Source organism: Brevundimonas sp. (assembly GCF_035561115.1).
In the GTDB taxonomy this organism is placed as follows: domain Bacteria; phylum Pseudomonadota; class Alphaproteobacteria; order Caulobacterales; family Caulobacteraceae; genus Brevundimonas.
In genome coordinates, this window is record NZ_DATMYH010000059.1 from 83,891 (window position 1) to 93,356 (window position 9,466).

The 9,466-nt window shown below is 69.2% G+C and carries 12 protein-coding genes and 1 pseudogene; 7 read left to right on the forward strand and 6 right to left on the reverse strand.

Annotated elements, in window-relative coordinates; translation table 11 throughout:
* Nucleotides 1-57: 57 nt before the first annotated feature.
* A complete protein-coding gene (locus VN378_RS07715) occupies nucleotides 58-849 on the forward strand; it encodes a folate-binding protein (protein ID WP_325742553.1) in 792 nt (263 codons plus the stop codon).
* On the opposite strand, the gene VN378_RS07720 is transcribed toward VN378_RS07715, so the two are convergent.
* Entirely contained in the window at nucleotides 846-1,805 is a 960-nt protein-coding gene (locus VN378_RS07720; protein ID WP_325742555.1) for a GlxA family transcriptional regulator, read from the reverse strand. The genes VN378_RS07715 and VN378_RS07720 overlap by 4 nt on opposite strands.
* A gap of 85 nt (nucleotides 1,806-1,890) precedes the next feature.
* On the opposite strand from VN378_RS07720, the gene VN378_RS07725 reads away from it, so the two are divergent.
* Together VN378_RS07725 and VN378_RS07730 are read left to right on the forward strand one after the other, a co-directional pair.
* The gene (locus VN378_RS07725) at nucleotides 1,891-2,916 is read left to right on the forward strand and encodes a DJ-1/PfpI family protein (RefSeq protein WP_325742557.1); all 1,026 of its coding nucleotides are present in this window, start codon (nucleotides 1,891-1,893) and stop codon (nucleotides 2,914-2,916) included.
* 61 nt (nucleotides 2,917-2,977) lie between these two features.
* Nucleotides 2,978-3,634 carry a cyclase family protein gene (locus tag VN378_RS07730; RefSeq protein ID WP_325742559.1) on the forward strand — a complete coding sequence of 219 codons (657 nt, stop codon included), beginning with the start codon at nucleotides 2,978-2,980 and terminating at the stop codon, nucleotides 3,632-3,634.
* A 70-nt stretch (nucleotides 3,635-3,704) separates the two neighbouring features.
* Here VN378_RS07730 and VN378_RS07735 read toward each other — a convergent pair whose 3' ends face one another.
* Nucleotides 3,705-3,986, reverse strand: coding sequence for a DUF6289 family protein (locus VN378_RS07735; RefSeq protein ID WP_325742561.1), 282 nt, complete (start codon nucleotides 3,984-3,986; stop codon nucleotides 3,705-3,707).
* 161 nt (nucleotides 3,987-4,147) lie between these two features.
* Here VN378_RS07735 and VN378_RS07740 point away from each other — a divergent pair, with 161 nt between their 5' ends.
* The gene (locus VN378_RS07740) at nucleotides 4,148-4,735 is read left to right on the forward strand and encodes a DNA-3-methyladenine glycosylase I (RefSeq protein ID WP_325742563.1); all 588 of its coding nucleotides are present in this window, start codon (nucleotides 4,148-4,150) and stop codon (nucleotides 4,733-4,735) included.
* A gap of 83 nt (nucleotides 4,736-4,818) precedes the next feature.
* Nucleotides 4,819-5,418, forward strand: a complete 600-nt coding sequence (locus VN378_RS07745) for a ribonuclease HII (RefSeq protein ID WP_325742577.1) — start codon at nucleotides 4,819-4,821, stop codon at nucleotides 5,416-5,418.
* Here VN378_RS07745 and VN378_RS07750 read toward each other — a convergent pair.
* From VN378_RS07750 to pyk, 3 genes are all read right to left on the reverse strand, one after another.
* Nucleotides 5,415-5,669, reverse strand: a complete 255-nt coding sequence (locus VN378_RS07750; protein ID WP_325742564.1) for a hypothetical protein — start codon at nucleotides 5,667-5,669, stop codon at nucleotides 5,415-5,417. The genes VN378_RS07745 and VN378_RS07750 overlap by 4 nt on opposite strands.
* 61 nt (nucleotides 5,670-5,730) lie before the next feature.
* Nucleotides 5,731-6,771 carry a DNA adenine methylase gene (locus VN378_RS07755; protein WP_325742566.1) on the reverse strand — a complete coding sequence of 347 codons (1,041 nt, stop codon included), beginning with the start codon at nucleotides 6,769-6,771 and terminating at the stop codon, nucleotides 5,731-5,733.
* A 15-nt stretch (nucleotides 6,772-6,786) separates the two neighbouring features.
* Nucleotides 6,787-8,226: a pyruvate kinase gene (gene pyk / locus VN378_RS07760; RefSeq protein ID WP_325742568.1), complete on the reverse strand. Its 1,440-nt coding sequence runs from the start codon at nucleotides 8,224-8,226 to the stop codon at nucleotides 6,787-6,789.
* A 150-nt stretch (nucleotides 8,227-8,376) separates the two neighbouring features.
* Between pyk and VN378_RS07765 the strand changes: the two genes are divergently transcribed.
* Both VN378_RS07765 and VN378_RS07770 read left to right on the forward strand, forming a co-directional pair.
* The gene (locus VN378_RS07765; protein ID WP_055828753.1) at nucleotides 8,377-8,559 is read left to right on the forward strand and encodes a DUF3606 domain-containing protein; all 183 of its coding nucleotides are present in this window, start codon (nucleotides 8,377-8,379) and stop codon (nucleotides 8,557-8,559) included.
* A 124-nt stretch (nucleotides 8,560-8,683) separates the two neighbouring features.
* Nucleotides 8,684-9,040: a hypothetical protein gene (locus VN378_RS07770; RefSeq protein WP_325742571.1), complete on the forward strand. Its 357-nt coding sequence runs from the start codon at nucleotides 8,684-8,686 to the stop codon at nucleotides 9,038-9,040.
* 32 nt (nucleotides 9,041-9,072) lie between these two features.
* Here the strand turns inward: VN378_RS07770 and VN378_RS07775 are convergent.
* Nucleotides 9,073-9,466: pseudogene (locus tag VN378_RS07775) on the reverse strand (efflux transporter periplasmic adaptor subunit); the annotation flags it as partial.

Below are 9,466 nucleotides of genomic sequence, written 5' to 3' on the forward strand. Positions count from 1 at the left end.
GGCAGCAGGCTTGTCACAGGTGTGGTCCACAGGCCCGACCAGCCCTATCTAGGCGCCATGACCACCCGCATCGCCCGCCTCGACAGCCGCGCCCTGATCCGCGTCACGGGGCCGGACGCCCGCCCCTTCCTGCACAATCTGCTGACCCAGGACGTCGAGACCCTGGCGCCGGGACAGCTGCGGTTCGGCGGCCTCCTGTCGCCGCCGGGGCGGCTGTTGTTCGACCTGTTCCTGCTGGGTCTCGAGGACGGCGTCCTGCTGGACGTCGCCGCCGATCGTCGCGACGCCCTGCTGCAGCGGCTGGCGATGTACCGGCTTCGGGCCCAGGTGACGGTCGAGGCCGACGGCGGCGCCGTCTTCGCGGCCTGGGACGGAGAGGCCCCGGGCTTCATACCCGACCCGCGCACGCCCGGGCTCGGCGGCCGACGCTATGGCTATGGCGACGTCGGGACAAACGCCGCCGAGGACGACTGGCAGGCTCACCGCCTCGCAGTCGGCGTTCCCGATCCGGCAGCCGACGCCTTCCCGGACAAGACCTACCCGATCGAGGCCGATTTCGACCTGCTGAACGGCATCGACTTCCAGAAGGGCTGTTTCGTTGGCCAGGAAACCACCTCGCGCATGAAGCGACGCGGAGCAATCAGGAACCGCATGCTGCCGCTCGCCTTCGACGGCCCGGCCCCGGCCTTCGGCGCCGAGGTGCTGAACGGCGAGTTGCGCGCCGGCGAGGTGCTGAGCGGACGCGACGGCGCGGCCATGGCGCTGATGCGGCTGGACAGGATCGAGGGCGACCTGACCGTCGACGGACGGCCGGTCACCGTCAGGCGGCCGGACTGGGCCCCGCTCTAGCGCGAGAAGGGCGCCGGCCGCTCCGGGTTCGCCGCCCGCCGCAGCGCCTGCGGAGGCAGGCCGAAGGCGCGCAGGAAGGCCCGTCGCATGGTCCCCGGATCGCCGAACCCGGCCCTCTCGGCGATGCGGTCCAGCGGCGCCCGGCTGGTTTCGATCTCCGTGCGGGCCAGCTCCAGCCGCAGGCGTTCCACCGCCCTGGCGGGGGTGGCGCCGGTCTCGGCCGTGAAGACCCGGGCGAAATTGCGCGGGCTCATGGCGGCCTGATCGGCCAGCCGTTCGACGGTCAGCGGCTCGGCGAGGCGTCCGCGCATCCAGTCGATCAGGTCCGCGAACCGTCCCGTCCTGCCGCCCAGATCGACCAGGGCTGAGAACTGCGACTGGCCGCCGGGCCGGCGCTGATGGACAACCAGCTGCTGGGCCGTTCGCCGCGCCACATGCGGTCCCAGATCGTCCTCGATCAGGTCCAGCGCCATGTCGATGCCGGCCGATATGCCCGCCGAGGTCCAGACGTCGCCGTCGCGGATGAAGATCCGCTCCGCGTCGACCGTCACCTTGGGGTAGCGGCGCGCGAACCGGTCCGTGCTGTCCCAGTGGGTCGTGGCGCGACGGCCGTTCAGCAGCCCGGCCTCGGCCAGCAGAAAGGCGCCCGAGCAGACGCTGGCGACCCGCCGCGCGGGCGTCCGCCGCAGCCAGGCGACAATCTCATGCGCCGCGGGAAGGGCCCGGTCTATGTCGCCGCCCGACACCACGATCGTGTCGAACGGCCCCTCGTGCAGCGGCCGGGCCGACAAGCTCAGCCCTGACGAGCTCTCCACCTCGCCTCCGCCCGGCGCGAGCAGGGTCAGCTCATAACTGCAGGGTCGGAACCGGTCCGCGACCTCGAACGCCGTCGACGGCCCGGCCGCATCCAGCAGCTGGAAGCCCGGGAATATCACGATGGCGACGACGCGAGACATGGCAGGATTTGCCCGATTTATGTCATTCCAGACAGGATGAGGCAGGCGCAAAGTCTCCGTCAAGAGATCGGATCAGGAGGCTCTCGTGATCATTCGTCTGGCCGCCGGCCTCGCCGTCGCGCTGTTTCTGGCCACCAGCGCAGCCGCCAAACCCTTCGTGGTGATCCTGGCCGACGCCCGGGGAACCGTGGCCACCGACCTGATGGCTCCCTATGCGATCCTGGCCGAAAGCGGTGCGGTCGAGGTCAAGGTCGTGTCCGCCACGGCCGGGCCCGCGCGGCTGACCCCGGGCATGGCCTGGGTCAAGCCGCAGATGACGCTGGCCCAGCTGGCGCGGGAGCGGCCCCAGGGGCCCGATGTCGTTGTCGTTCCGGCCTTCAGCCACGACGACGATCCGACCCGCGCCGCCTGGCTGCGGGAGCAGATGCGCCGCGGCGCCCGGGTCATGTCGATCTGCAACGGCGCCAGGGCGCTGGCCTCGGCGGGCCTGCTCGACGGACGTCAGGCCACCGTCCACTGGTACAGCAAGGGCAGGGTGACGAAGAAATATCCGGACGTGAACTGGCGCTATGACCGGCGCTGGGTCGTCGACGGGCCGATCACCACCACGGCCGGGATCAGCGCCTCCGAGCCCGCCACCCTGGACCTGCTGCGCCAGCTGGCCGGCGAAGCCGTCATGCGCGACACGGCTCGGCGTCTGCGCCTGCCTCTGCCCGACCCGCGCCATGACGGAGGAGACTACCGCCTGACCCTGCGCGGCATGAGCGTTGTCGTCGGCAACAGAATCGCCTTTTGGAACCGCGAGACCGTGGCCCTGCCGCTGACGAACGGCTTCGACGAGATCGCCTTCGGCACGTCGCTGGATGCGTGGTCGCGCACATACCGCTCGACGGCATGGGCGGTCGGCGCCCCCGGCGCCACCTCGCGGCACGGGCTGACGGTCTATCGTGCGCAGACCCTGCCGAAGCGGTTCGACCGCACCGTGGATCTGCCCGCCCCCGACGTGATGGACTCCACCTTCGCCCAGGTCCGCAGCGCCTATGGCGAGAACACGGCCCGGTTCGTGGCCCTGCAGTTCGAGCACCCGTGGGGAGCCGTCTCCGCCTGGTGAGGCTTTGACCCCGGGCGACGACCCGATCATCATCCCGGCCTCGCCAACGGGAGCCCGCCGAATGCCGCTGATCGACCTCAGCCACACGATCGAGGAGGGCATGGTCACCTACAAGGGCCTGCCCGCGCCGCTGATCTGCGACCACCTGAGCCGCGAGGCCTCGCGCGCCAGCTACGAGGCTGGCACTGAATTCCAGATCGGCCGCATAGAGATGGTCGGCAACACCGGCACCTATCTGGACACGCCCTTCCACCGCTATGCCGACGGCGAGGATCTGAGCGACGTCGGCCTCGACCGCGTCGCCGCCCTGCCCGGGCTCGTCGTCCGCGTTCCCGACATTCAGGCGGTCGACGCCGACCGGTTCAAGGATCTCGACGTACGCGGCAAGGCCGTGCTGGTCCACACCGGCTGGGCCCGCCACTGGCGCACCGACGCCTATTTCGAGGACCATCCATTCCTGACCGAAGCCGCGGCCGCCCTGCTGGTTGAAGCCGGCGCGGCCCTGGTCGGCATCGACTCCCACAACATCGACGATACCCGCACCCGCGCCCGCCCGGCCCACACCCTGCTGCTGGGCGCCGGCATCCCGATCTGCGAGCACATGCGCGGGCTGGAGTTGCTGCCGGACAGCGGCTTCCGCTTCACGGCGGCGCCGCCGAAGGTGAAGGCGTTCGGGACGTTTCCGGTCAGGGCGTTCGCGGAGATCGGACAAGCTTGACGGCTGGCCGACCGGATCCAGAAAAGCGGGCCCGTTCCACAGGAGACGGGCCCGAACTCCAGGTTTCAGATCACCATTCGACGGGCGGATCGTTCCAGCCCGGGAATGGCGGATCCCGTTCGCATTTTTCGCCCTGGACGAACCTGGCGTATTCGGTCTGAACGCCCCACCGGCCGCCGTTGCCGGAGCATGAGATCGTCCGCCCGCCGACAATCTCGGTATAGGTCGCGTCGCTGTAGTACTCCCAGTTGATCTCGTAATTGGGCAGGGCGGCGGCCGGACCGCTTGCGAGGATAGCGCCCAGCGCGAGAGCTGCGGCGGCGAGCTTGCCTCCAGGAATTCGTCTTTGCATATCTCTCCTCCGGTTGTGGTGGCCACTACCTTGAGAAGAAGTCCGGGAGCCATTCAAGTAACGATCGCGTGTGGCGGACGGCAATCTGAACGATAGGGTTGGCCATTTAATGCGAAAGCCCGCCCTCCTTGCGCACAGCCAAAAAGCGCTAACCTCCTGTCATGTCCGACTCACTCCGCCGCTGCGCCTGGTGCGGGACCGATCCGCTGTACGTCGCCTATCACGACGAGGAATGGGGCGTGCCCGAGTACGACGCCCGCGCCCTGTGGGAGAAGCTGGTGCTGGACGGCTTCCAGGCCGGGCTGGCCTGGATCACCATCCTGAGGAAGCGCGAAGGCATGCGCGACGCCTTTGACGGCTTCGATCCGGAGGTCATCGCCGGCTACGGCGAAGCCGACATCGAACGGCTGCTGGGCGACGCCCGCATCATCCGGTCCCGGGCCAAGATCAACTCGGCCATCAAGGGCGCGAAGGTCTGGCTGGAGATGCGCGACAACGGCGAGGACTTCAGCGCATGGCTGTGGTCGTTCGTCGGCGGGGCGCCGATCCAGAACACATGGTCCGACGGCGCCGGACGGCCGGTGAAGACGCCTGACTCCGAGGCCATGGCGAAGGCGCTGAAGAAGCGCGGCTTCAACTTCTGCGGCCCCGTCATCGTGTACGCCTTCATGCAGGCTGTGGGTATGGTCAACGATCACGGCGTCGAATGCTTCCGTCATCCGCAGGTTCGTGCGATGGCCGGGTCGTGAAGACCCCGTCGAAATCCCCGCCAAAGGCGAAGCTCAAGGCAAGGGCCGGCGTCGCGCCGAAGGTCGCGCGCTTATTTCCGACGCTGGGGCTTGAGCTGCTGCTGATCCAGTCCAGCGGCGGGCCGGTGTGCGGGGTCGACGAGGCGGGGCGCGGACCCTGGGCCGGACCGGTGTCGGCGGGAGCGGTGATCCTGAACCCCGACGACCTGCCCGAAGGCATCGACGACTCCAAGGCCTTGACCCACGCCCGGCGCGAGGCGCTGGAGATCGAGATCAAGGCCCGGGCCATCGCCTGGGGCGTCGGCTTCGCCTCGGTCGAGGAGATCGCCGAACTGAACATCCTGCACGCTACGGGACTGGCCATGTGCCGGGCGATCGAGACCCTGTCGATCCAGCCGGTCGCGGCGCTGGTGGACGGCAACTACCGATTCAAACTGCCCTGCGACGTTCAGACGGTCGTCGGTGGGGACGGGCTGTCGCTGTCGATCGCGGCCGCCTCGATCCTGGCCAAGACGGCGCGGGACCGGCTGATGGTGGCCCTGGACGCGGAATATCCGGGCTACGGCTTCGCTGGCCACAAGGGCTACAATGCGCCGGTGCATCAGCAGGCGCTGAAGACGCTGGGCCCCTGCCCGGCTCATCGCCGCGGCTGGGCCCCGATCCGGGCATTGCTCGAAATCTAGACCTGAAGGGCCCCGCCCAGAAGGGCGCCGAGAAGCGCCGCGACGGCGCCGCCGGCGACGATGGTGAACCAGGCGGGCAATCCCTCTGCCATTTCCCTGAGTGTCGGTTCGCCGCGTTCGGAGCTGTAACCGTCATTGGCCGGACGCGGATCGAACCGGTGGGCCACAGGTGGACGCCAGGCCACGGTTTCGAAGGCATCCGCCGTGCGGCCATAGGCCTGGTGCGCGTACTGACGGCGGGCGGGGGTCATCGACAGCTCTTCCATGCCGCCCTAACGGCCCGGGAGTCCCGGATGTTCCGTACGGCGCCGTTCATGCCGCGTCGGCCAGGCTGACCGGCTGTTCGGTGACCACGAAAAGGTATTCGACGTTGCGCAGCCGCCCCACCGCCCCGACCTTCTCGCCCTTTGGATTGTGGATGCCGATGCGGGCCCCGACGTAGCGGGGGCGGGCGATCTCGATGACCTGCACCTCGCCGCGCCCGGACAGCATTCCGACCAGTTGGTCGCGGTCCAGATAGCCCTCGTCGTTGAACGAGACGATCAGATTGGGCGCCTTGAGCCCCCCGATCACCGCCTGCAGCGCGGGGGCGATGCCGGGCCTGCTGTTGAAGGCGCTCTTGCGGGTGCGGACGTCGATCCGCTTGTTGGCGATCCCGTAGGTTTCGGGCCGGTCCCACAGGATCAGGCTTTCCCAGCAGTGGTAGTTCCCGAGATAGGAATGCTGGTTGTAGGGCGGGTCCAGATAGACGAGGTCCGCCTCGACCTGCGGGGCAAGTTCGACCGCGTCGGCATGGGTCGCCCTGCACGGCCCGGCCGCGACCCCCGGCAGGAGATCGGGCATACGCAGTTCCAGCGGTTTCAGCGCCCGCGCGGCCCACTGCTTCATATAGGCCATCTGCAGACCGGCCGTGGAATCCACCCGGTCAGCCGCCTCCATCAGGCTGACCAGGGCGATGGCCTCCAGCTCCGGCTCCAGCGCCATGGCCGCGATCCGGTCGCGGGTGGCGTCGATGACAGCGCCATTCGCGGGCGTGAAATAGCGGGCGTCCTCGCAGAAGGTCCTGGTGAACCAGCCGGCTTCCGGCGTCACGGTCCGCAACTCGGCCAGCAGGGCATCGGCCCTGTCCAGCCAGCGCTCCCGGTCCGCCTGCACATAGGCGGTCGCCAAGACATGGGCGTAGGCGTTGTGGTCGTTCGACCAGACCCGGAACCCCTCGCGCTTCAGGGCGTGACCCACCCGCGCGCTGCCGGAGAACAGGTCGCACACCGTGCCTCCGTCGGGCAGGCCGGCGCGGACCGCGGTCGCGATCTGCGTCAGCAAAGCCCGCTTCGACCCGATGTATTTGATCATGCCGACCCCTGAGGATCAGGCGCGCGACTTGCCGCCCTTGGCCGGAGCATGGGCCAGTCTCAGCAGATTCGCAGCCCCCGGCGCGCCGAAGGGCGTTCCGGCCAGGATCAGGATGCGCTGGCCGGGTTCGGCCAGTTCATATTCGACCGCGCTGTTGACCGCGTCCTCGGTCACATCCTCGAGTGACGCCGGCTCCTTGCCCAGCCGCGTCTCCAGCCCCCAGACCAGGGCCAGACGTCGCGCCGTGTCGGGATTGGGCGTCAGGGCCAGCACCGGCTGCAGCGGCCGCTCGCGCGCCATTCGCCGCGCCGTTCCGCCCAGAGTGGTGAACACCACGATACAGGCCGTCGACTGGGCCTCGGCCGCCTTGCGCGCCGCAGCCACCAGGGCGTCGGCGTCGATGTCGTCCATGCCGGCATGCTCGGCGTCCATCAGGCTGGGCCACATCGGATCGCGTTCGACGCGCTCGATGATCCGGCTCATCACCCCGACCGATTCCAGCGGATAGTCGCCCGAAGCCGTCTCGGCCGACAACATCAGGGCGTCGGCGCCCTCATAGGCGGCGTTGGCGACGTCCGAGGCCTCGGCCCGCGTCGGCGCCGGCGACGACGTCATCGACTCCAGCATCTGGGTGGCCACGATCACCGGCACGCCGCGCTGGCGGGCGGCGCGGATGATCTGCTTCTGGGCCACCGGCACCTCTTCGGGGTCCAGCTCGACGCCCAGGTCGCCGCGGGCGACCATGACCCCGTCGCAGTAGTCGAGGATGCTTTCAAGCTGGCTCAGCGCCTGCGGCTTCTCGATCTTGGCCAGGCAGGCGGCGCGGCCCTTCACAATCTGCTTCAGCTCGGCCATGTCCTCGGCCTTCTGCACGAAGCTCAGCGCCACCCAGTCGACGCCGATGCGCAGGGCGAAGGCCAGATCCTCGCGGTCCTTGGGGGTCAGGGCCGAGACCGGCACCACCGCCTCGGGCACGGCCACGCCCTTGCGGTCGGACAGTTTGGAGCCGCTCTCGACGGTGACGTCGGCCCATTTGTCGGTGCGCTCGCCGACCCGCAGCCGCACCCGCCCGTCGTCGAGCAGCAGCAGCATGCCGGTCCGCAGCGCCTTGAAGATCTCCGGATGCGGCATCTGCACCCGCGTCTCGTCGCCCGGCGTCGGGTCGAGGTCGAAACGCATCCTGTGGCCAGGCTTGACGTCGATCTCGACGTCCGCGAACCGGCCCAGCCGCAGCTTCGGTCCCTGCAGGTCGGCCAGCACGCCCAGCGGGCGTTTCAGCGCCAGTTCGGCGCCGCGCACCGCCTTCAGAGCCGCCGCGTGATCCTCATGCGAACCGTGGCTGAAATTCAGGCGGAAGACGTCGACGCCGGCCTGGGCCAGGGCCTTGACCATGCCGGGCGCCCGGCTGGCGGGTCCCAGGGTCGCGACGATTCGGGCGCGCCGGGCTCTTTTCATCGAATATCCATAGGGCCTGAGGGGCGATCGCCCCTTGTGCCCATGAAAGCGCGCCGGGTTAAGGGCGGTTCTTTGCGAGAAACACGAAGTTATGGGTGGTCGCGCGCCGCTTCATTTCGCGCTACCTCACGCGCAGCAACGGAGCGGACCATGGCGGGCCTCAAGGACAAGCGCGGTTTCATCGACAAGGACCGGCTCGACCTGTCCGAGCGTCAGGCCGTCGAACACTGGATGAAGCGCTGGGGCGTGACCCGGGAGCAGCTGACCGCCGCCCACCGCAAGGCCGGCCGCAACGTCAAGGACATCGCCGCCGAACTGGGCAAGAAGCGATAGCCGTCTTCCGCATCTGAAATCTTTCCCGGTTCATCCGTTTGGATGACGCCGGCCCGATCCCGGTCCGGCTAGGTCTCCGCGGGAAGACCGGCGCGGGACGCCGGCGGCTGCGGGGATACGAACCATGAAGACCCTTTTTCGCTGCGTCCTGTCGTTCGGCGCCGTCGTCGCCCTTTCCGGCTGCTCGTCCGACCTGGTCACGGGCGGCCCCCTGATCCGCCCGGGCGAACCGCAGGGCGTCATCCGCGTCATCAACGCCACCAGCGACCAGCTTCACGCCGTGCTGATCTCGAGTTGCAGCGCCTCGACCTACGGCCTCAACCGTTTGCCCAATGGCATGGCGATCCCCTCCGGCGGCGCCTACAGCTTCACCGTTTCGGCGGGCTGCTGGGACATCGCGGGGGGCACCCTGGGCGTCGGCGATGCGCGGGGAAGACTCCAGGTCCGCCCGGGCCAGACATCCTCGATCCGGATCCAGTAAGCCGGCCGCCGTCGGCAAGCCGGACCGCTCGCTCACCGCGACCGCGGTCGAACGCGCGCGCCATCGGAGACCGACTGATTCGGATAGAGCACCACCTGCTCGCCGGGCCTCAGCCCCGCGCGAACCTCGGCCAGGACGCCGTCGTTCTGTCCAATCTCGACCGGCCTGAGCCGGGCCCGGCCACCTTCGACCGTCAACACCGCCCAACGTCCCTGATCCCGGAAGAGCGCCGCCACGGGCGTCCGGACGACGGCGTCAGCCCGCCAGACGGTGACCGCGACCTCGACCCGGTAGCCGTGGCCGACCGCCGTCCAGGCGGCGGGCGGATCGACCGGGTCGATGATCACATTGACCCGCTGTTCCTCCACGCCGAGGGCAGAAACCTTGAGGAAGCCATAGGGCTCGACCTGCCGGACCCGCCCCCGG